This is a genomic window from Enterobacter sp. AC1 (assembly GCF_050434705.1).
GTDB lineage: Bacteria > Pseudomonadota > Gammaproteobacteria > Enterobacterales > Enterobacteriaceae > Enterobacter > Enterobacter cloacae_L.
The window spans coordinates 82,921-104,971 of the sequence record NZ_JBNDIZ010000001.1; the positions used below are offsets into that span (position 1 = coordinate 82,921).

General features: G+C 55.6%; 21 protein-coding genes, 1 pseudogene and 1 riboswitch. Of the genes and pseudogenes, 12 read left to right on the forward strand and 10 right to left on the reverse strand.

Annotated elements, in window-relative coordinates; genetic code table 11:
* The first annotated feature begins 14 nt into the window (after positions 1–14).
* From M2433_RS00400 to rlmA, 5 genes and pseudogenes are all read left to right on the forward strand, one after another.
* Positions 15–1,004, forward strand: a complete 990-nt coding sequence (locus tag M2433_RS00400) for an MBL fold metallo-hydrolase (RefSeq protein ID WP_429052098.1) — start codon at positions 15–17, stop codon at positions 1,002–1,004.
* Positions 1,005–1,529: 525 nt separating this feature from the next.
* Positions 1,530–1,674: pseudogene (locus M2433_RS00405) on the forward strand (DUF2627 domain-containing protein).
* A 12-nt stretch (positions 1,675–1,686) separates the two neighbouring features.
* The gene (gene cspE / locus M2433_RS00410) at positions 1,687–1,896 is read left to right on the forward strand and encodes a transcription antiterminator/RNA stability regulator CspE (protein ID WP_001062678.1); all 210 of its coding nucleotides are present in this window, start codon (positions 1,687–1,689) and stop codon (positions 1,894–1,896) included.
* Positions 1,897–2,115: 219 nt separating this feature from the next.
* Positions 2,116–3,834, forward strand: coding sequence for a peptidoglycan glycosyltransferase FtsI (ftsI, locus tag M2433_RS00415; protein WP_429052141.1), 1,719 nt, complete (start codon positions 2,116–2,118; stop codon positions 3,832–3,834).
* Positions 3,835–3,899: 65 nt separating this feature from the next.
* Positions 3,900–4,715 carry a 23S rRNA (guanine(745)-N(1))-methyltransferase gene (gene rlmA, locus M2433_RS00420; protein WP_429052143.1) on the forward strand — a complete coding sequence of 272 codons (816 nt, stop codon included), beginning with the start codon at positions 3,900–3,902 and terminating at the stop codon, positions 4,713–4,715.
* Here the strand turns inward: rlmA and mntP are convergent.
* From mntP to manX, 5 genes are all read right to left on the reverse strand, one after another.
* Positions 4,712–5,278, reverse strand: coding sequence for a manganese efflux pump MntP (mntP, locus tag M2433_RS00425; RefSeq protein WP_429052145.1), 567 nt, complete (start codon positions 5,276–5,278; stop codon positions 4,712–4,714). The two genes, rlmA and mntP, sit on opposite strands and share 4 nt — an antisense overlap.
* A gap of 10 nt (positions 5,279–5,288) precedes the next feature.
* Positions 5,289–5,478: riboswitch (yybP-ykoY riboswitch) on the reverse strand.
* 198 nt (positions 5,479–5,676) lie between these two features.
* The gene (locus tag M2433_RS00430) at positions 5,677–6,135 is read right to left on the reverse strand and encodes a DUF986 family protein (RefSeq protein ID WP_429052147.1); all 459 of its coding nucleotides are present in this window, start codon (positions 6,133–6,135) and stop codon (positions 5,677–5,679) included.
* A gap of 62 nt (positions 6,136–6,197) precedes the next feature.
* Positions 6,198–7,049, reverse strand: coding sequence for a PTS mannose transporter subunit IID (locus M2433_RS00435; protein ID WP_006810994.1), 852 nt, complete (start codon positions 7,047–7,049; stop codon positions 6,198–6,200).
* A 12-nt stretch (positions 7,050–7,061) separates the two neighbouring features.
* Complete coding sequence (manY, locus tag M2433_RS00440; RefSeq protein ID WP_024909729.1) at positions 7,062–7,862, reverse strand: PTS mannose transporter subunit IIC; 801 nt, start codon at positions 7,860–7,862, stop codon at positions 7,062–7,064.
* Positions 7,863–7,908: 46 nt separating this feature from the next.
* A complete protein-coding gene (manX, locus tag M2433_RS00445; RefSeq protein ID WP_429052152.1) occupies positions 7,909–8,874 on the reverse strand; it encodes a PTS mannose transporter subunit IIAB in 966 nt (321 codons plus the stop codon).
* 316 nt (positions 8,875–9,190) lie between these two features.
* Between manX and M2433_RS00450 the strand changes: the two genes are divergently transcribed.
* Positions 9,191–9,349 carry a protein YoaL gene (locus M2433_RS00450; RefSeq protein ID WP_406915712.1) on the forward strand — a complete coding sequence of 53 codons (159 nt, stop codon included), beginning with the start codon at positions 9,191–9,193 and terminating at the stop codon, positions 9,347–9,349.
* Positions 9,337–10,896, forward strand: a complete 1,560-nt coding sequence (gene yoaE, locus M2433_RS00455; RefSeq protein ID WP_047345840.1) for a CNNM family cation transport protein YoaE — start codon at positions 9,337–9,339, stop codon at positions 10,894–10,896. Before M2433_RS00450 ends, yoaE begins: the two co-directional genes overlap by 13 nt.
* Before the next feature lie 6 nt (positions 10,897–10,902).
* On the opposite strand, the gene M2433_RS00460 is transcribed toward yoaE, so the two are convergent.
* The 4 genes from M2433_RS00460 to pabB form a co-directional block, all read right to left on the reverse strand.
* Positions 10,903–12,501 (reverse strand): EAL domain-containing protein, encoded by a 1,599-nt coding sequence (locus M2433_RS00460; RefSeq protein ID WP_429052154.1) that lies wholly within the window; start codon positions 12,499–12,501, stop codon positions 10,903–10,905.
* A gap of 130 nt (positions 12,502–12,631) precedes the next feature.
* The gene (gene sdaA / locus M2433_RS00465) at positions 12,632–13,996 is read right to left on the reverse strand and encodes an L-serine ammonia-lyase (protein ID WP_025756887.1); all 1,365 of its coding nucleotides are present in this window, start codon (positions 13,994–13,996) and stop codon (positions 12,632–12,634) included.
* Positions 13,997–14,181: 185 nt separating this feature from the next.
* Complete coding sequence (locus M2433_RS00470) at positions 14,182–14,760, reverse strand: CoA pyrophosphatase (protein WP_047345838.1); 579 nt, start codon at positions 14,758–14,760, stop codon at positions 14,182–14,184.
* A 6-nt stretch (positions 14,761–14,766) separates the two neighbouring features.
* Positions 14,767–16,092 carry an aminodeoxychorismate synthase component 1 gene (gene pabB, locus M2433_RS00475; RefSeq protein ID WP_429052156.1) on the reverse strand — a complete coding sequence of 442 codons (1,326 nt, stop codon included), beginning with the start codon at positions 16,090–16,092 and terminating at the stop codon, positions 14,767–14,769.
* Positions 16,093–16,153: 61 nt separating this feature from the next.
* Between pabB and M2433_RS00480 the strand changes: the two genes are divergently transcribed.
* Positions 16,154–16,339, forward strand: a complete 186-nt coding sequence (locus M2433_RS00480; RefSeq protein WP_047345836.1) for a YoaH family protein — start codon at positions 16,154–16,156, stop codon at positions 16,337–16,339.
* 6 nt (positions 16,340–16,345) lie between these two features.
* Here the strand turns inward: M2433_RS00480 and M2433_RS00485 are convergent, their stop codons facing one another.
* Positions 16,346–16,690, reverse strand: a complete 345-nt coding sequence (locus M2433_RS00485; RefSeq protein WP_429052158.1) for a RidA family protein — start codon at positions 16,688–16,690, stop codon at positions 16,346–16,348.
* Positions 16,691–16,824: 134 nt separating this feature from the next.
* Between M2433_RS00485 and M2433_RS00490 the strand changes: the two genes are divergently transcribed.
* From M2433_RS00490 to fadD, 4 genes are all read left to right on the forward strand, one after another.
* Positions 16,825–18,735: an ATP-dependent DNA helicase gene (locus tag M2433_RS00490; protein ID WP_429052159.1), complete on the forward strand. Its 1,911-nt coding sequence runs from the start codon at positions 16,825–16,827 to the stop codon at positions 18,733–18,735.
* 66 nt (positions 18,736–18,801) lie between these two features.
* The gene (gene tsaB, locus M2433_RS00495; RefSeq protein WP_429052162.1) at positions 18,802–19,497 is read left to right on the forward strand and encodes a tRNA (adenosine(37)-N6)-threonylcarbamoyltransferase complex dimerization subunit type 1 TsaB; all 696 of its coding nucleotides are present in this window, start codon (positions 18,802–18,804) and stop codon (positions 19,495–19,497) included.
* A 37-nt stretch (positions 19,498–19,534) separates the two neighbouring features.
* Positions 19,535–20,116, forward strand: a complete 582-nt coding sequence (locus M2433_RS00500) for a Slp family lipoprotein (RefSeq protein ID WP_023344403.1) — start codon at positions 19,535–19,537, stop codon at positions 20,114–20,116.
* 203 nt (positions 20,117–20,319) lie between these two features.
* Positions 20,320–22,005, forward strand: a complete 1,686-nt coding sequence (gene fadD / locus M2433_RS00505; protein ID WP_429052164.1) for a long-chain-fatty-acid--CoA ligase FadD — start codon at positions 20,320–20,322, stop codon at positions 22,003–22,005.
* Positions 22,006–22,051 lie beyond the last annotated feature (46 nt).

A 22,051-nucleotide genomic window follows, 5' to 3' on the forward strand; every position in this document is an offset into this window, starting at 1 on the left:
GCTGGGAGGTGGCTGTGGTCTGGAAAAATCCCTGGTATGACCCCTCCCTGCAACATCACACCCCAAACGGCTTTCGTAATACCCACCCTGCAGAACATCAACCCGGCGACCTGGATCGCTGGCGTAAAGCGCGTAAAGAAGCCGGTTTGCCGAAACCACCCGCGCTGGGTTATGAAGATTTTATCCGTCAGTGGTGGCAACCCGCCGAGCTAACGCAGCCTCAGGAAGATGGGGTGTGGTGGCTGGGACATGCGAGTGTGTTACTCCAGCTAGACGGTAATTTCATCCTTACCGACCCGGTTTTTTCACAGCGCGCCTCTCCGCTCCCTTTTCTGGGACCACAGCGTAAGACGCCTCCTGCACTGTCTGTCGAAAAACTGCATCAGCTTGATGCGGTCGTCATTTCCCATAACCATTACGATCATCTGGATGATGCGACCATTCGCCGTATTCTCAAACGCTTTCCCGACGTGAGTTTCTTTGTCCCGTTAGGACTGGCCGCCTGGTTTCGACGTCGGGGAGCAAGGTGCGTGGTGGAGCTCGACTGGTGGCAGAGTTTCAGCTGGCAGGGGATGACGCTGACCGCCGTACCTGCGCAGCACTGGAGTATGCGCACGCCGTGGAACCGCAATCGCTCATTATGGTGCGGCTGGGTCATGGAAGGGCGGCATCATCGTTTCTGGTTTAGCGGTGATACAGGTTATTCGCCTGAACTGCTGTTGATACCTGAACGTCTGGGGCCTCTTGATGCTGCCGCGTTACCGGTGGGTGCCTATGCCCCACGATGGTTCATGGCGGTACACCATATGGATCCGCAATCTGCGGTGGCATTGTGGCAGCAGCTGGGTTGCCCTCTGGCGTTTCCCATTCACTGGGGTGTGTTTGAACTGGCAGATGAAGCGTTGGATGAGCCGGTGCAGGAGTTAACTGACGCGCTAGATAATTTAGCACCAGTTAACCATTCTTTCAGGATACTGAAAATTGGCGAATATTTATCCTTATAAACGACGCGATAAATTGTTGCATATATTCTGTAAGAAAACGCGCTTAAGAATGATTTATTTTTATCGAAACGTTTTGCTTGCCTTGTTTTGATGCAGAGTCATAAAAATTTCATTATTTTGGTGCATAACACTGTTTATTACCTGATGCATTTTAATACAGTTGGGCGCGTGTTATTAACCCTGTTTTTTCTCTGAAACAATTTGGCCGCGTTACAATGATTTAAGCATAAGTTTTCACAAATTGTTCTAACTCAATCAATGCGTAAAATTTCTTTTCCCGGTTGCTGGACGCTTTGTAATGATTGAGCTATGTTAAAAATGTCTTAGATTACAGCGGCCGTGCAAACAGCGTTGGATCTTTGTTGCGAAGCAGGGCTGTCTGTATGTGATGCGCATAATTGTGCAAAACCTGACGGGCATTGTTCGAATTTGTGCGGCGGATCGAGACATGTTTAAAAATGGCTTGCCATATTAAACATTGTGTGTGATAACACGTTTTGGGTCAAACGAGGTACAGTTCTGTTTATGTGTGGCATTTTCAGTAAAGAAGTCCTGAGTAAACACGTTGTCGTTGAATACCGCTTCTCTGCCGAACCTTATATTAGTGCCTCATGCAGTAATGTCTCAGTTTTATCTCAGTTAATGCCTGCGGGCTAAGAAAACACTCTAAGGAATTTTGCAAATGGCAAAGATTAAAGGTCAAGTTAAGTGGTTCAACGAGTCTAAAGGTTTTGGTTTCATTACTCCTGCTGACGGCAGCAAAGACGTGTTCGTACACTTCTCTGCAATCCAGGGTAACGGCTTCAAAACTCTGGCTGAAGGCCAGAACGTTGAGTTCGAAATTCAGGATGGCCAGAAAGGCCCTGCTGCAGTTAACGTAACTGCTATCTGATCGAACCACTGCTGACTGAAACGCACCGCGTTTCAATCTCAGACATAAAGCCTCGCATAACGCGGGGCTTTTTTATGCCCCTTATCTTTCAAAATATTACGATCCGCGGCCTTGTTAGTAACTTGTTTCAAAGCTGCGAGATTAGTAGCACTGTTTCGCCACCTTCCTCACGGCTTTTCCCGTTAAATCAGGGCGTTGTTTAACAGCCCTGGGGTTCAGGTGAAGAAGAAATTGATAACGGCCACTGGAAATTTCACGCCGGCGCGTTTTGCTCTGCTCTGTTTAGCTATTTTTTGTAGTCTGGCTTTTTTGCTGGGCCGCGTTGCCTGGCTGCAAATTATCAAGCCTGACAATCTGGTAAAGCAGGAAGATATGCGATCCCTCCGCCAGCTGGCGATTGATGCGCCGCGCGGCATGATAATGGATCGTGAAGGCCGACCACTGGCGGTGAGCGTGCCTGTCCGGGCCGTATGGGCCGATCCCAAAACGGTGCTGGCAAAAGGGGGCGTCGGTGCTGATGAACGCTGGCAGGCGTTGGCAAATGCGCTGCATCTCTCCCTGGATACGCTTTCGGCTCGCATCAACGCCAGTCCACAGGGGCGTTTCATTTACCTTGCCCGTCAGGTCGATCCAGCGCAGGCAAAGTGGATCGATAAACTGAATCTGCCCGGCATCAATCTACGCGATGAGTCCCGCCGTTTTTATCCTGCCGGTCATGTGGCTGCGAACCTGATTGGTTTCACCAATATTGACGGGCAGGGCATTGAAGGTGTGGAAAAAAGCTTCAATACGCAATTGACGGGTAAGGCCGGGGTGCGGCAGGTAAGGGAAGACCGCTATGGACGCGTGGTTGAAAACCTGACCGAAGTTGCTCCCGCGCCCGCGCACAACATTCAGTTGAGTATTGACGAGCGGCTGCAAACCATTACCGAAGATGCGCTAGATAATGCCGTGGCCTGGAACAAAGCCGAGTCAGGCGCATCGGTGTTAATTAATATCCCAACCGGGGAAATACTCGCCATGGCGAGCTATCCGGACTTCAACCCCAACAATCGGGAAGGCGCGACGATAAACGATTTCCGCAACCGCGCGATCAGCGATACGTTCGAACCCGGTTCGACCGTCAAGCCGCTGGTGCTGATGACGGCCCTGCAGCAGGGGCTGGTCCAGCCGGACAGCGTGATTGACACTCACCCGTATATCCTTGACGGGCATCGTATCCGCGATGTGGGCTACTATCCGGAACTGACGATGACCGGGATCCTGCAAAAATCGAGCGACACCGGCGTATCCCGGCTCTCGCTGGCGATGCCCGTTCAGCATCTTATTGATACCTATCGAAACTTTGGCTTTGGCACCAATACGGGGCTTGGCTTAACGGGTGAGAGTGCGGGACTGTTGCCACAGCGTAAATACTGGAGCCAGCTCGACAGAGCGACTTTTGCCTTCGGCTACGGGCTGATGGTAACCCCGCTCCAGCTGGCGCACGTCTACGCCACCATTGGCGGCTTCGGGCTTGAGCGTCCCCTTTCCATTACCCGTATCGATCCCCCCGTCATTGGCCACCGCGTCATGCCTGAAGAGATTGCCCATGAAGTGGAACACATGATGGAGAGCGTAGCGCTGCCCGGCGGCGGGGGCGTTAAGGCCGCCGTTCGTGATTACAGGGTGGCGGTAAAAACCGGTACGGCGAAGAAAATTGACGATAGCGGAAAATATGTTGATAAATACGTTGCTTACACCGCGGGCGTTGCGCCTGCCAGCGACCCGCGCTTTGCCCTGGTGGTGGTGATCAACGATCCCCAAAACGGGGCCTACTACGGCGGTGCCGTTTCCGCCCCTGTTTTCAGTGAGATCATGGGCAACGTGCTGCGTCTGGAGAACGTTAAGCCTGACGGATTACCGGCGGGTTCCGATCACCTCATCGTTATGCGCTAACCGGGCGTTTATAACCAGGGCGAATAGCGGTACACTTCGCCCTTTGATTATGCTCCGGAGTTGCCATGTCCTTCAGTTGTCCCCTTTGCCACGCGGTCCTGACGCGCTCAGATAAAAGTTATAGCTGTCCGCAGGGGCATCAGTTTGATATGGCGAAAGAAGGCTACGTGAATCTTCTGCCGGTACAGCATAAGCGCTCCCGCGATCCCGGGGACAGCGCTGAGATGATGCAGGCGCGCCGCGCGTTTCTGGACGCCGGACACTATCTGCCGCTGCGGGAGACTGTCGCGCAAATACTGAACGATATTTTGCCTGGTTCATCAACCGCCCTGCTCGATATCGGCTGCGGGGAAGGGTACTACACCGCGCGGTTTGCGGAGGTGGCACGCGAGAAGGGCGCGCTGACATTCGGTCTGGACGTGTCGAAAGTGGCGATTCGCGCGGCGGCAAAACGTTACGTTGACGTGACGTTCTGCGTGGCGTCCAGCCACCGGCTGCCGTTTGACGATGCCAGTATGGACGCGGTTATCCGCATTTACGCGCCCTGTAAGGCCGAAGAGCTGGCACGCGTGGTGAAACCGGGCGGACGGGTGGTCACCGTTACGCCAGGGCCGCGTCATCTGATGGAGCTGAAAGGGCTTATCTACGACGAGGTGCGTCTGCATGCCCCTCATTCTGAGCAGCTGGCCGGTTTTAGCCTGAAGCAAACGCAAAGCGTAGCGTATGACATGACGCTCAAAGGGGAAGAGGCTACCGCGCTGCTGCAGATGACGCCGTTCGCGTGGCGGGCAAAACCGGAAGTGTGGGAAGCGTTAGCTGCACACTCAGCATTTTGCTGCCAGACGGATTTCAGTATTCACGTCTGGCAGCGCGAGGATTAACCCGCGAAGTGTGCCCAGAGGATCTGGGCACCAATCCCAATCAATACAATCCCGCCCAGGATCTCGGCGCGTTTACCCAGCAGTGGGCCGATAAACCGTCCGACCATCATTCCCAGCGTGGCCATAATTAGCGTTGCACAGCCAATGGCCAGCGCGGTGGCGATAATATTAACCTGCAGGAAAGCCAGGCCGACGCCGACGGCCATCGCATCCAGACTGGTGGCGATGGCCGTGGTAACCAGCAGCCAGAATCCGTGACGGTGCAGCGGCTCCTCAGCTTCATCATCATTGCCGCGAAAACCTTCAATCACCATTCGACCGCCGAGAAATACCAGCAGGACGAACGCAATCCAGTGGTTCCACTCCAGCACAAACTGGCTGGCAAGCATGCCAAGGCCCCAGCCAATAAGGGGTGTCAGCGTTTCGATAGCGCCGAAAATCAGGCCGGTGCGCAGGGCTTCTGAGAATTTAGGTTTGTGGAGCGTGGCACCTTTCCCGATGGAAGCAGCAAAGGCGTCCATGGACATGCCAAAAGCGAGAAGGATCGTAGCGGAGATATTCATAACAGCGTCCAGACCGGGGATATCCATATGACACATCACTGCCCCCAGTAAACAGCAGTTGATGTATCTATGGTCTCGCCTGATCGCTTTGCACATAAAATGTGCTGAAAACGATCCGTACGCGCCACGTTTTTCAACGAGTATGTTGACACGTACATTTCCTGTGAACAGGAAATCGGCTACTCCCCAACGACGGGCGCAACCTTAACATATTTTGAGAATATAAAACAACAATGAAAAAGCATTATTTAAAACGCTTATTGATAACGATTTTCATTTGTCTTTAAGCGTAAAAATAGCGTTAAAAAATAGAGATAAAATTAACGTCCTGGATATAGCTTTGGCTATATTTCGTGCGCAAAATAAACACAGGATATAGCCATTGCTATATATCTAACTTATTGAGTTTTAAGGAGTAGGTTGTATATTTTTTCCAGGTCGTCAATATTCTTCACCCGGATAAGCAGGCGCCGCTGTTCTAATTGCATAACCAGCACACCGTCTTCGGATAAATTCATCTCTTTAATACGGTTATATTCTATCCATACGTTGGCGAAGAAAAATCCACGGGATTTAAAAATGATTTTCGGCGTGCGGATCCAGAACAGATAAATCGCCATTAATGCCAGCGCACATAATAACCATGTGGTTAATATTGCACCATGGCTGGTGACGTTATTGTAAATAAGGATGACGATGAGACCGGCGAAGATAAACGCATCCACGCGCCCGCGTCGCAGAAGGGGAAGGGAGAGCAGCGTCTCGCCGTGACGGCGGGGCATGATGAACTCGTCATAGATCGCGTAAGCCAGAAGGGCTGCAATAAAGAAAACCAGTACGATGTCCGTGACAGTCATTCATCCTCCAGAAAACAGATAAAAAAACCGGGGGCAAGCCCCCGGCGTCTAACGTTATTGCTTTACAGGCCCAGCAGACCGACCGCGTAGCCCGCGATACCGATGACGAAGAAGCCAACGATAATCCACAGCGGGTTCACTTTCTTACGCAGCAGCCACATACAGGCGAAGGTCAACAGCAGCGGGACCAGGCCAGGCATGAGCTGATCCAGGATAGTCTGCACGGTGGTGACGCGGGTCTGGCCATCCTGCCCGGTGATGGTCGATACCACCAGCGGGATGTTGACGTGCGTCCACTTGTTAACCAGCGCCCCCATGACAAACAGGCCGAGGATTGATGCCCCCTCTGTCAGTTTCTGCAGGAAGCCGCCGCCCATGTCCTTAACAATGTCCACCCCTTTACGGTAGCCGTAGGCCACGCCGTAGTAACGGGTTAGCAGGCGCACGGCGTTGAACAGGATGAAGAACAGCAGTGGACCCAGCAGGCTGCCGCTCATCGCGATACCGGCACCCAGTGCCGCAAAGACCGGACGCACGGTACCCCAGAAGATAGGGTCACCAACGCCGGCCAGCGGACCCATCAGACCGACTTTGATACCGTTGATGGCACCGTCATCAATCTCTGCGCCGTTCGCTCGCTGCTCTTCCATCGCCAGCGTAACGCCCAGAACCGGAGCTGCTACATAAGGATGGGTGTTAAAGAATTCCAGGTGACGCTTGATCGCCTGACGGCGCGCCTCGTTGTTTTCCGGATACAGGCGTTTGATCGCCGGTACCATGGAGAAGCAGAAGCCCAGCGCCTGCATACGTTCGAAGTTCCATGAACCCTGAAACAGGTTAGAACGGATGAACACGCCACGAATATCACCCGGAGTGAGTTTTTTCTCAGTGGTAGTTTTTGTCATATCAACCATTTCGCTCACCTGTTAGTCCAGTTCGTTATCGAGATCGTTGTTACCAGCAGCCTGCGCTGGGGCACCCGCGACGCGGTTATATTTCGGGCTGAGCTGGATGTAGAGAATCGCCATCACCGCACCAATCACACCCAATGCAACCAGGTTGAAGTTGGTGAATGCAGCGGTCACGAAGCCGAGGTAGAAGAACGGCATCAGGTAGCCTGCGCGCATCATGTTGATGACCATCGCATAACCGACGACCACGATCATACCGCCCGCGATGTTCAGACCGCCGGTGACCACTTCAGGAATGGCGTTCAGCATGCTCTGGACTTCACTGGTTCCGACGGAAATCGCAACGATGACGGCTGGGATCGCAATACGCATCGCCTGCAGGAACAGGGACGAAACGTGGATCCACGACAGTGCCGTGAGGTTACCGTTATCAGCCGCCTTATCCGCCGCGTGCTGGAAGGCCACGGTGATAGTACGAACGATGATGGTCAGAACCTGGCCTGCGGCTGCCAGCGGGATCGCCAGGGCGATACCTGCACCAATACTCTGGTGACCGGCAATAACCAGAACGGTAGAAATGATAGAGGCCAGCGCGGCATCGGGCGCAACCGCCGCACCGATGTTCATCCAGCCCAGGGCGATCATTTCCAGGGTACCACCGATGATGATACCGGTTTTCATGTCACCCAGAACGGCCCCGATCAGCGTACAGGCCACCAGAGGGCGGTGGAACTGAAATTCATCAAGTACGGATTCCATACCCGCAATACATGCGACGACGAACACCAGCACAATCTGAAGAGTGGTAATCTCCATTGCACTTCTCCTATTACATAAGCTTTATGTGAGAACCGGCGCGGGCTTATTTCCCAACTTTGCCGATCAAATCCATCATTTTCAGTTTTTGATCCGTGGAAACCTTACGGGCTTCCAGCTCAATACCGCGCGCATTCAGCTTGTTGAATGCGTCGATATCTTTCGCATCGACTGAAATGGCGTTGTTGACCTGCGTTTTGCCCTGACGGAATGCCATACCACCAATGTTCACGGAGGTGATTTTCACGCCGCCTTCAACAATGCGCTCAACGTCTGTCGGGTTAGTGAACAGGAGCATGACGCGTTCACCCGCATATTTCGGGTTGTTGTACACGCGGATCATCTTGGCGACATCCACGACGTGCGCGGTAACGCCAGGAGGTGCAACCTGCGTCAGAAGGGTTTTACGAACGGTGTCGGCGGCAACTTCGTCGCTGACCACGATAATGCGTCGAACGTTGGTCTCTTTGGTCCAGCGCGTGGCAACCTGGCCGTGGATTAAGCGGTCATCAATACGGGCAAGGCCGATAACCATGTAATCATTCGGGCCCATCGGTTTTGCCGGCGCTGCCGCTTTCGGTGCCGCCGCAGGGGCAGGGGCTGCTTTTTCTACCGGCTGCGCTTTCAGGGCTTTTACCCCTTCGCGACCGGTTTCAACGGCCAATGCCACCAGCTCATCGAAAGACGGATTGTCGTCGCGCGCCATAAAGGTTTCCACCAGCATGGGGATATTGACCCCGGCGACAACTTCATAATGCTCTTTATCGACGACAATGCGGCTGGCAGCATTAAACGGGCTGCCGCCCCATGTATCAACGAGAAACAGCACGCCCTTGCTGGTATCCAGCTTCGCGAGTTGAGCGTTGTACTTCTCAATCAGCGTCTCGGCGTTTTCACCGGGAACGAAATCGATCCAGCCGACGTTTTCCTGCTCGCCCAACAGCATCTCTGCCGTTTTGAGTAGCTGCTCAGCAGCCCAACCATGTGTGCCTATGACAATAGCAATGGTCACTTGCTACCTCCTTTTATTATCATTAATACGCCTGCCGGGCAGTCGTACTGAGAATCGTATTGGCGAACCGAATCGATTCAGATAAGGGTTAGAGTTCAAAAAACTAAGACTTCCGCGAATTATTTTAGATAGTGAAAAAATAATTTATGTGATGAAGATCCGTAATTTAGCCACACGTGACAGATTTATCTTAAGGTTACAGCCCCTGTGTTACAGATCTTTGCAAAGGAACGTAAATCTTTGCTAAAAATGCATTGTCTCTGATATGTTTAGCCTCCGTTTAATTGTTCAGGAGTATAGGGCTACAGCCCACTATATGGACCGTCACCGACGTCAGTCATCTTCAAGGCCATTTCGCGCCTTTTTCACCGGCGATCCTCGCCACGTATCGACTCTGTCTGCCTCTGTTTTGCCCACGTTGAGTGGGGCACCGTTTCGTCATTCCTTTAGCAGGAGCTTGTCATGGAATTCTTAATGGACCCGTCAATCTGGGTAGGTTTGCTCACGCTGGTGGTGCTGGAGATTGTTCTCGGCATCGATAACCTGGTGTTTATTGCCATCCTCGCGGACAAACTGCCGCCAAAACAGCGTGATAAAGCGCGTCTGATTGGTCTTTCGCTGGCGCTGGTCATGCGACTGGGCCTGCTGTCCGTCATCTCCTGGATGGTCACGCTAACCAAACCGCTGTTCTCCGTCATGGATTACACCTTCTCCGGCCGTGATTTGATCATGCTGATCGGGGGAATATTCCTGCTCTTCAAAGCGACGACGGAGCTCCATGAGCGGCTGGAAAACCGGCAGCATGACGATGGGCACGGCAAAGGCTATGCCAGCTTCTGGGTGGTGGTGCTGCAGATTGTGGTCCTCGATGCGGTCTTCTCGCTGGATGCGGTGATCACGGCGGTCGGCATGGTGAACCATCTGCCGGTGATGATGGCTGCGGTCGTTATTGCAATGGCGGTCATGCTTCTGGCCTCGAAACCGCTGACGCGTTTCGTGAACCAGCATCCCACGGTGGTGGTTCTGTGTCTGAGCTTCCTGCTGATGATCGGTCTGAGCCTGGTGGCCGAAGGCTTTGGCTTCCATATTCCGAAAGGTTACCTGTACGCCGCGATTGGCTTCTCGATCCTGATCGAGCTGTTCAACCAGATTGCGCGCCGTAACTTCATTAAGCAGCAGTCTAATCAGCCGCTGCGCGCCCGTACCGCAGATGCCATTCTGCGCCTGATGGGCGGTCGTCGTCAGGTGAACGTGCAGTCTGATTCCGAAAATCATAACCCGGTTCCGGTCCCGGAAGGGGCGTTTGTGGAACAGGAGCGCTACATGATTAACGGCGTGCTCTCCCTGGCCTCTCGTTCACTGCGCGGGATCATGACCCCGCGCGGGGAAATCAGCTGGGTTGATGCGAACCTGAGCGTGGATGAAATTCGTCAGCAGCTGCTCTCTTCACCGCACAGCCTGTTCCCGGTGTGTCGTGGGGAACTCGATGAGATCATCGGCGTCGTGCGGGCAAAAGAGATGCTGGTCGCCCTGGAAGAGGGCGTCAACGTCGAAGCCGTTGCTGCCGCATCGCCTGCGATTGTCGTGCCGGAAACGCTGGATCCGATTAACCTGCTGGGCGTACTCCGCCGCGCGCGCGGTAGCTTTGTTATCGTTACCAACGAGTTTGGTGTGGTGCAGGGGCTGGTGACGCCGCTGGACGTGCTTGAAGCGATTGCCGGTGAATTCCCGGATGCCGACGAAACGCCGGAGATCGTCGCCGACGGCGAAGGCTGGCTGGTTAAAGGAACGACCGACCTGCACGCGCTCTCGCACACGCTGGGCCTGGAAAATGTCGTTAACGATGAAGAAGACATCGCGACCGTTGCCGGTCTGGTTATCGCCGTTAACGGACAAATCCCGCGCGTAGGTGATGTGATTGAGCTGCCGCCGCTGCACATTACGATCGTCGAAGCCAACGACTATCGCGTTGATATGGTCCGCATTGTTAAAGAACAATCTGCCCACGACGAAGATGAGTAAGTCTGCTTAACGCAGCGGCATTAAGGGCACGATGTGCCCGTTATGACGCGCTGGCGGGGGAGTACGTCCCGCCAGCCAGTCTGGAAAGTCCCGTAGCGGCATCGGCCGCGCATAGAAAAATCCCTGCAGAACAGGTACGCCATGGCGGCGTAAATATCGCGCCTGTTCCTCCGTCTCGACCCCTTCAGCCACCAGTTCGATATTCAGCCGCTGACCCAGAGCAATAATGATATCCGTCACCGTTGAATTCACGGCATCAGTGCCAATGGCCGTGGTAAACGACTGGTCGATTTTCAGCACGTCCGGGTGCAGCTTTTCAAGCCAGGAGAGGGAGCTGTTTCCGGTGCCAAAATCGTCGATGGCGAGCTTCACCCCTTTGCGATGCAGTTCGCGCACGATGCGATAGTCCGCATCCAGCAGCGCATCCCGCTCCGTTAATTCAATCACCAGCTGCTGGCGCGGATGGGCGCTGAACCAGAGACGGTTAAGGTCCTGCAACAGCACCGCGCGACGGAAATGGCTGGCGGCGACGTTGATGCCGATGTGAAAACCGGCGCTGTCAGGGAAGTAGCCTATCTGGCGCACCGTTTCGGCGATCACATAACGGGTGAGGGGGACAATCTGGTTGTGCTCTTCGGCCAGAGGAATAAACACCTCCGGGGAGATCCACCCCTGACGGGGGTTATTCCAGCGCAGCAGGATCTCAACGCCCGTGCATTTTTGGGTACGGGCGTTCACCAGCGGCTGGCAGAAAAGTTCAAATTCCCGCGATGCGATCCCCATGTCGATCTCCCACATGAAGCTCATCCGGTTTGCCGTGGCCAGCCAGGCGAGATAGCCCAGCAGCAGGCTGAGCATGAGCCCCAGCGGCAGCTGGGCTGGAAGACTTTTTAAGGCAAGCTGTCCGGGGCCCGGCCCGCTAACCGTAATGGTGAAAGGGTTTCGGGATGATGACTGCTGGAAAATGGAGCCATCCACATCAAACGCCAGGCTATCGGTGACGCGTTGACCATAGCGCAAAAAGCGATCGCCCACGCTTAGCGCCACGTCATTGATAAGCGGACGCTGAGGCTCCAGAATCATTTTGGTGATCAGATCGATATTGATGATTTCGATGATGCCATCTTCACCGTTCTGAGAAACGGGATACCACTGGATCACTATCGGGCTGCCCTTCAGCAGCCACTGGTCGGTCGATAAAATCAGTTTTGCGGTGCTGGCGGGTAATTCCTGCAGAAAGTCGCGAACGGGCACATCGCGGCTTCCGAAAATACTCGAGCAATACAGGATACCGTCTTTAATCAGGGCGATGGAGCGCACCGTCTGCAAAATGGCGGCCTGCTTTCGCAGGGCCAGGTGCGCCTGCGGGCACGGCTGACCGACCAGCGGCTGTAGCACGCTGCGGCGGTTTTCCAAAGAAAGCAGAACGTTATCAAGGGCGCGAACGGAATGGCTGGTAAAATCGAGGATCCGCTGCTGGTTAACGTTGCGCTGTGAAATAAAGCGAATGCCTAACGTCAGGATGAGGGTCAGGAGCGCAACCGTCATACAGACGATAACGCGTTTTCGGCGATAGTTTTTAATGATCGTTTGTGCAGTTTGCATGAACGGTCGCCTGATAAGCCACCAGCCACAAAAGCCGGACGCAACAGTGAAAGTGTAGTGGGGAAAGCAGAAGGAGACGAGGAAGAAGTGGGAAATTCGCCCATCCGTTGCAGATGGGCGAAAGGCAGTATTAGTCGCACTGCACCTTAATGGCCAGGCCACCACGGGACGTTTCACGGTATTTCGCGTTCATGTCTTTGCCCGTTTCGTACATGGTTTCAATCACCTTATCCAGCGATACGCGAGGTTCGCTGGTACGGCGCATCGCCATACGTGAGGCGTTGATGGCCTTCACCGATGCAATCGCGTTACGCTCGATGCACGGCACCTGCACCTGGCCTGCGACCGGGTCACAGGTCAGACCGAGGTTATGCTCCATACCGATTTCTGCCGCCACGCAGACCTGCTCAGGGCTTGCGCCCAGCAGCTCTGCAAGACCGGCCGCCGCCATGGAACAGGCCACGCCCACTTCACCCTGGCAGCCGACTTCAGCACCGGAGATGGAGGCGTTCATTTTGTACAGCGCACCGATGGCACCCGCCGCCAGGAAATAACGGATGTAGATATCCGGCGTCACGGGCTCAATAAAGTGGTCGTAATAGGCCAGCACCGCGGGAACAATACCGCACGCGCCGTTGGTTGGCGCGGTCACGACGCGGCCGCCGGCGGCGTTTTCTTCGTTAACCGCAAGGGCAAACATGTTCACCCAGTCGACGACGTTCATCGGGTCGTTGGAGAATTTGTCTGTGGTCACCAGCATGCGGCGCAGGGCAGAGGCACGACGCGGCACGCGCAGCGGACCCGGCAGGACACCTTCGGTGTTCATCCCGCGATCGATACAGGCGCGCATGGTTTGCCAGACGTTCGCAAAATAGTCTTCAATCTCTTTTTTGCTGTGCAGCGCCAGTTCGTTCTGCATCACCATGCCGGACAGTGAAAGACCGGTCTGTTTGCAGTAACCCAGCATTTCGGTAGCCGATTTGAACGGATACGGAACGCTGACGTCGCCAACGCTGTCTTTGCCAAAATGCTCTTCATCCACGATGAAGCCACCGCCGATGGAGTAGTACGTCTTGCTGTAAATCTCTTTTTCACCGCTAAAAGCGTGAATGGTCATACCGTTCTCATGCAGCGGCAGGTTGTCGCTGCGAAAACGCATGCCGTCATCCTGCGGGAAATCGACTTCCTGCTGACCGTTTGCCAGCAGCAGGCGGCCGCGTGTTTCCACGTCGCGGATGAATGCCGGAATGGCATCAATATCTACGGTATCCGGCATATTGCCCGCCAGACCCATAATAATGGCGATATCGGTGTGGTGGCCTTTACCCGTCAATGACAGCGAGCCGTAAACATCCACGGCGACACGGGTAACGCTTTCCAGTAATCCTTTTTCGACCAGATCATCGACGAACTGTTTACCGGCCTTCATCGGACCAACAGTATGGGAAGACGAAGGGCCAATTCCCACTTTGAACATGTCGAATATACTAATCACTTTCACACTCCTGACAGGGTTACCGGGGTTCCAGTAACGATGTTATAACTGCGCATAGTGTAAGAGGGAACACCGGCCTCGGCTTAACTATTCACATGAATTAAACTAATGGTTGGCGATGGGTTTTGCTAATAGCGCGACGCGGATCGCAAACCTGGCAGAAGAGGGTGGAATGTAAAGTATAGTCAAGGCTTCAGGCCGATTTGCAACGCCAGCTCACGAATAATCCCCGCCGTCATGCCCCAGACAAAATAATGCTGATACCAGGATAACCACACCCGATGGTCATGCCCCCGGCGCTGGATATCCAACGGGTGATAACGACTCAGCCGAAGGGCCTCTTCCAGCGGCATTTCAAACACCGCTGAGACTTCATCGACGCTGGCGTGATACTGCAGGTCCGGCGGGATAATACCGACCACCGGCGTAACCTGAAAGCCGGTGACGCTGTTGACGGGCGGCAGCACGCCGATGACCTCAACCGCTTCCGGCGGAATGGCGACCTCTTCCTGCGCCTCCCGCAGCGCGGCGGCAATCAGCGAGGCGTCGGTGCTATCGACTGCGCCACCCGGAAAGGCGACCTGACCGGCGTGCTTGCGTAAATGGGGAGAACGCTGGGTGAGCAGCAGGCCCGGCTGTGCGCGGCGCACGACCGGGATCAGCACGGCCGCCTGGCGTTGATTCAGCGCTTCGCGGTTGACCTGCGGTCGTAATAGCTGAAAGCGAGATAAAAAGTCATCCAGCGTCAGGTTCTCTTTTTCCACCCGTGATTACTCCAGTTGTTTCAGGATACGGTTAACTTTATCAAAGGTTTCCTGATATTCCGCATCGACCTGGCTGTCGGCGACAATGCCGCCCCCGGCAGAACAGTATACATTCCCGCCGCAGGCGGTCAGCGTGCGTATGGTAATGCTGGTATCCAGCGTGCCGCACAGGCTGATGTAGCCAATACTGCCGCACCAGGCGTTGCGGCGCTGCGGCTCCAGCTCATCAATGATCTCCATCGCCCGCACCTTTGGTGCACCGGTGATAGAGCCGCCCGGAAACGCGGCGCGCAGCAGATCGCAGGCCGTGCGTGAAGCCGGCAGCCGTGCGGTAATCGTACTGACCAGATGATGCACGGCCGGGAAAGGCTCGACGACAAACAGTTCCGGCACGCGCACGCTGCCCGGAACGGCCACGCGACCGATATCGTTGCGCATCAGATCGACAATCATCAGGTTTTCAGCGCGGTCTTTCGGCGAGGCGGCCAGTTTTTCCGCTTGCTGACGATCGGCATCGGGATCCGAAAGGCGCGGCATGGTGCCTTTGATCGGGCGGGTCTGAATAGTGCCCTCCGCCAGATGGATAAAACGCTCGGGCGACAGGCTCAGGATAGCTCCCTGTTCCAGACGTACGAATGCGCTGAATGGCGCCCTGTTGCTGGCATTCAGACGGGTAAACGCCTGCCATTCATCTCCCTGATAGGTCGCCTGGAAACGCTGTGCAAGGTTGACCTGATAACAGTCGCCGCTGTGCAGGTACGCCTGAACGCGCGCGAATTTTTCTGCATACTCCGCTGCGCTCATATTCGAGCGCCATTCGGAGGTCAGCGTGAACGCCTGTGCCGGAGCAGCCTGCTGCGCCTCAAGCCAGGCCAGACGCGCCTGCACGTCATGATGGCTCAGCAGTGAAACCGTTTTTTTCTGGTGATCAACAATTAACGCCCAGTCATACAGCCCGACGGCCATGTCTGGCAGGGAAATATCCGCCTGCGCGCGCTCGGGAAGTGTTTCGAAACGACGGCCTAAATCATAGCCAAACAGGCCCAGCGCGCCTCCCTGAAAGGGGAGGTCCGGGGTTGGCGTGGCAGCCAGGCCAAGCGCATTAATTTCCTGCTGAAGCAGCATCAGCGGATCGTCCGTTAACGACATGTCATCGGTTGTCATCGTCTTTAGCGGATCGGCTACCAGGATATCAAAGCGGCTATAAGGGTGGTCCGCGTGGCCGGAATGCAGCAGCATCGCAAAAGGAAGGTGGCTCAGGCGGGCAAACCAGAATTCCGCAGCGTCTGTACGCCAGGGCAAGGTAATAACAGTGGGGAAGCGCATGTTCATGTGTGGCATACTACCGGGCAGCGTGAAATAATTAGCGCGAATAATTTAGCAGGAGTTGACGATGTTTGCAGGTTTACCTTCTCTCAGTCATGACCAACAGCAGAAAGCGGTTGAACGCATTCAGGAACTGATGACCCAGGGTATGAGCAGCGGAGAGGCGATTACCGTTGTCGCTCAGGAGATTCGCGCCAGTCATACCGGCGAGCGGATTGTGGCGCGATTCGAAGATGAAGATGAAGAAGAGTAACCGGGCTTAAACCGCCGCGATAATCTTGATCTCAACCTTATACTCTGGTTTCATCAGCGTGGCCTGTACGGTGCAACGTACAGGCGCGTGACCCGCCACGACCCATGCATCCCAGGCTTTGTTCATTGCCGCGAAATCGTCTTTGTTTGCCAGGAAAATCGTCGCATCCAGAATGCGGGATTTGTCGCTACCTTGCTTAGCAAGTACCGCATCAATTTGCGCCAGGGTATTAGCCGTTTGTTCGAAGGCATCCGCGTCCAGATTAGTCGGTACGCCGGTGTAGTACAGCGTCTGGTTATGGATCACCACATCAGACCAGCGGGCTTCGGCATCAATGCGCACAATCGTCATAAACGTTTCCTCGTTATTTTTCGTCATCAGGCGGCAAGACTGCCATATTGTTCCGCCGTCGTCACTATTTGGGGTGGCACTGGAGAGGATGGGCTGACATAATCCCTGTGCAAAAATACAGTGAGAGAGCACCCGTGGCAGACGATTTTTCCCCTGAAGGTCAATTAGCACAGGCTATTCCCGGCTTCAAACCGCGTGAACCTCAGCGGCAGATGGCGCACGCCGTTGCGCATGCCATTGATAAGGCGCAGCCGCTGGTGGTGGAGGCCGGAACCGGCACGGGAAAAACCTACGCGTATCTCGCTCCGGCGCTGCGGGCCAAAAAAAAGGTCATTATCTCAACGGGGTCGAAAGCGCTGCAGGATCAGCTCTACAGCCGGGATTTGCCCACCGTCGCAAAGGCGCTGAAATATAAAGGTCGGCTGGCGCTGCTGAAGGGACGCTCCAACTATCTCTGCCTGGAACGTCTTGAGCAGCAGGCGCTGGCCGGCGGCGATCTGCCGGTACAAACCCTGAGCGACGTCATTATTCTTCGCGCCTGGGCGAACCAGACGGAAGAGGGGGATATCAGTACCTGCGCGAGCGTCCCGGAAGACTCTCCTGCCTGGCCGCTGGTGACCAGCACCAACGACAACTGCCTCGGCAGCGACTGTCCGCTGTATAAAGACTGCTTTGTGGTGAAAGCGCGCAAAACGGCGATGGATGCCGATGTGGTCGTGGTTAACCACCATCTGTTCCTCGCGGATATGGTGGTCAAGGACAGCGGCTTTGGTGAGTTGATCCCCGAGGCGGACGTCATGATCTTCGATGAAGCCCACCAGCTGCCGGATATCGCCAGCCAGTATTTCGGCCAATCGCTCTCCAGCCGCCAGCTGCAGGATCTGGCGAAAGATTTCACCATTGCTTACCGCACCGAACTGAAAGATACCCAGCAGCTGCAGAAATGTGCCGACCGCCTGGCGCAAAGCGCGCAGGATTTCCGGTTACAGCTCGGCGAGCCGGGCTATCGCGGTAACCTGCGGGAACTGCTGGCGGATAAAAATATCCAGCGTGCGCTGCTGCTGCTCGATGATGCCCTGGAACTCTGCTACGACGTGGCGAAACTGTCGCTCGGCCGTTCCGCGCTGCTGGATGCCGCCTTCGAGCGTGCCACCCTCTACCGCGGGCGGCTCAAGCGGCTGAAAGAGATTAACCAGCCGGGGTTCAGCTACTGGTACGAGTGCACCTCACGCCATTTCACGCTGGCGCTGACGCCGCTGACGGTGGCGGATAAATTTAAAGAAGTGATGGCGCAAAAGCCGGGAAGCTGGATCTTCACGTCGGCAACCCTGTCGGTGAATGACGATCTGCACCACTTTACCGGGCGTCTGGGCATTGAGCAGGCGGAGTCGCTGCTGTTGCCAAGCCCGTTCGACTATGAAAAGCAGGCGCTGCTCTGCGTCCCGCGCAATCTTCCGCTGCCGAATCAGCCGGGCGCGGCGCGCCACCTGGCGGCGATGCTAAAACCGATGATCGAGGCCAACAACGGCCGCTGTTTTATGCTCTGCACCTCTCACGCCATGATGCGTGACCTCGCGGAGCAGTTCCGCGCCACCATGACCTTGCCGGTGCTGCTGCAGGGTGAAACCAGTAAAGGACAGCTGCTGCAGCAGTTCGTCAGCGCCGGTAATGCCCTGCTGGTGGCCACCAGCAGCTTCTGGGAAGGGGTCGACGTGCGGGGGGACACCCTTTCGCTGGTGATCATCGATAAGCTGCCGTTTACCTCCCCGGACGACCCGCTGCTGAAGGCGCGGATGGAAGACTGCCGCCTGCGTGGCGGCGATCCGTTCGACGAGGTACAGCTGCCGGACGCGGTGATTACCCTCAAGCAGGGGGTAGGGCGCCTGATCCGCGACGTCACCGATCGCGGCGTGCTGGTCATTTGCGATAACCGGCTGGTCATGCGCCCTTACGGCGCCACCTTCCTTGCAAGCCTGCCGCCCGCACCGCGGACGCGGGACATAAAACGCGCGGTGCGTTTCCTGGCAAACCCAACGGCGGAGTAATTTACCCCGGAGTGTGCTAAGATGCGCGCCATTTTGTGACTGACCCTTGCGAGAGCGCGACGACCCATGCGAATTCTGGCTATTGATACCGCAACAGAGGCTTGCTCTGTTGCTCTGTTGAACAACGACGCTGTTTCTGCTCATTTCGAAGAGTGCCCGCGGGAACACACCCAGCGCATTCTGCCCTTGGTAAAAGAGATCTTAACCCGGAGCAATACCTCCTTAACCGACCTCGACGCGCTGGCCTTTGGCCGCGGCCCCGGCAGCTTTACGGGCGTACGCATCGGGATTGGCATTGCGCAGGGGCTGGCGCTGGGCGCCGAACTGCCGATGATTGGCGTCTCTACTCTCGCCACTATGGCGCAGGGCGCATGGCGCATGACCGGAGCAACCCGTGTTCTGGCCGCAATTGACGCCCGCATGGGTGAAGTCTACTGGGCCGAATACACCCGCGACGAGCAGGGCGTGTGGCACGGGGAAGAGACGGAGGCCGTTCTTAAGCCGGAAGCGGTCACTGACAGGCTGAAACAGCTCTCCGGTGAGTGGGCGACCGTCGGCACGGGCTGGCCGGCGTGGCCTGATATGGCGAACGACACCGGGTTGACGCTGGTGGACGGCAACATGCTTCTACCGGCCGCTGAGGATATGCTTCCCATTGCCTGTCAGCTGCTTGCAGCAGGAAAAACCGTTGCCGTTGAACACGCGGAGCCGGTTTATTTGCGAAACACCGTCGCGTGGAAGAAACTTCCGGGCCGCGAGTGAATCTCAGTAACAGGAACTGAGAAAAAGGAGTCGCATCATGGCGGTTCAGACTAAAGTAGTACGCCTTATTATGGCAGGCGCGGTAGCCATAGCACTGAGCGGATGCGTTTCCGTTCCTGATGCGATCAAGGGCAGTAGCCCGACGCCCCAGCAGGATCTGGTTCGGGTGATGAATGCGCCTGAGCTATACGTTGGTCAGGAAGCGCGCTTCGGCGGTAAGGTGATCGACGTGCAAAACCAGCAGGGGAAAACCCGTCTGGAGATCGCGACCGTTCCGCTGGACAGCGGCGCGCGGCCCGTACTGGGTGAAGCCTCCCGGGGACGTATCTATGCGGACGTCAATGGTTTCCTCGATCCGGTTGATTTTCGCGGACAGCTGGTGACCGTCGTCGGACCGATTACCGGCGCCGTGCAGGGCAAAATCGGCAGCACGCCGTATAAGTTTATGACCATGCAGGTCAACGGTTATAAACGCTGGCGTCTGGCGCAGCAGGTGATCATGCCGCCTCAGCCAATCGATCCGTGGATGTGGGGTCCACACCCTTATCGTTATGGCTACCCTGGCTGGGGCTGGTATAACCCGGGACCTGCACAGGTACAAACGATCGTTACTGAGTAACTTACTGTTATTATTACTAAAGAGACAGCGGCTCAGCCGCTGTCTCTGTTTTTTTACGGCTACAACGAAAAAAAAGAGTGACGCGCTTCGCAACCTTAAATCTGGGCAATTAATAAACTGGTACGCTGAGTTAATATAATGTTAACAAACTGTTTATTATCGGGGTTGTGATGACGACGAACACTCAGTTCAGAGGTGATGCATTGAAAAAGGTTTGGCTTAACCGTTATCCCGCAGATGTGCCTGCGGAGATCAATCCTGACCGTTATCAATCCCTGGTGGAATTATTTGAGCACTCGGTAAGGCGCTACGCCGACCAGCCCGCATTTGTGAATATGGGCGAGGTGATGACGTTCCGTAAGCTTGAGGAGCGTAGCCGCGCGTTTGCGGCCTATCTTCAGGAAGGGCTGGGGCTGCAAAAAGGGGACCGCGTCGCGCTGATGATGCCAAACCTGCTGCAATACCCGGTGGCGCTGTTCGGTATCCTGCGTGCCGGGATGATTGTCGTCAACGTCAACCCGCTATATACCCCGCGCGAGCTGGAGCATCAGCTGAACGACAGCGGCGCGGCCGCGATAGTGATTGTGTCCAACTTCGCCCATACGCTGGAAAAAGTGGTCGACAAAACCCAGGTGAAGCACGTCATCCTGACGCGCATGGGGGATCAACTCTCCACTGCCAAAGGCACGCTGGTTAACTTTGTCGTCAAGTACGTCAAACGTCTGGTGCCAAAATACCACCTGCCGGATGCGATCTCTTTCCGCCGTGCGCTGCACGCGGGCTATCGTATGCAGTACGTCAAGCCGGAAGTGGTTTGCGAAGACCTGGCCTTCCTGCAATACACCGGCGGCACCACCGGCGTAGCGAAAGGCGCGATGCTGACCCACCGCAACATGCTGGCGAACCTGGAACAGGTTAACGCCACTTACGGGCCGCTGCTGCACCCGGGTAAAGAGCTGGTGATCACCGCGCTGCCGCTGTATCACATTTTCGCGCTGACCATGAATTGCCTGCTGTTTATTGAGCTGGGCGGTCAGAACGTCCTGATTACGAACCCGCGCGATATTCCGGGGCTGGTGAAAGAGCTGGCGAAATATCCGTTCACCGCCATGACCGGGGTGAACACCCTGTTTAACGCGCTGCTTAATAACAAAGAGTTCCAGCAGCTGGATTTCTCCACGCTGCATCTCTCTGCGGGCGGCGGCATGCCGGTTCAGCAGGCGGTGGCCGAGCGCTGGGTGAAGCTCACCGGCCAGTATTTGCTGGAGGGCTATGGCCTGACGGAATGCGCGCCGCTGGTCAGCGTTAACCCGCATGATATCGACTATCACAGTGGGAGCATTGGTCTGCCGGTCCCTTCCACCGAGGCCAAACTGGTCGACGATGACGATAACGAAGTCGCCCCGGGCGAACCTGGCGAGCTGTGCGTCAAAGGCCCTCAGGTGATGCTGGGCTACTGGCAGCGCCCCGATGCGACCGACGAAATCATCAAAGACGGCTGGCTGCATACCGGTGATATCGCGGTGATGGACGAAGAGGGCTTCCTGCGCATCGTCGATCGTAAGAAAGACATGATCCTCGTCTCCGGCTTCAACGTTTATCCGAATGAGATTGAAGACGTGGTTATGCAGCATAGCGGCGTGCTCGAAGTGGCGGCCGTGGGCGTCCCTTCCGGCAGCAGCGGCGAGGCGGTCAAGATATTTGTGGTCAAGAAAGACGCTTCACTCACGGAAGAGGAGCTGATAACGTTCTGCCGTCGTCAGCTGACGGGCTACAAGGTGCCGAAACTGGTTGAATTCCGCGATGAGCTGCCGAAATCCAACGTCGGAAAGATATTACGACGAGAATTACGTGACGAAGCCCGTGGCAAAGTAGACAATAAGGCCTGAGCTTCACGCTAATCGCCCAGACGCCGGTTAAGCCGGCGTTTTTTAT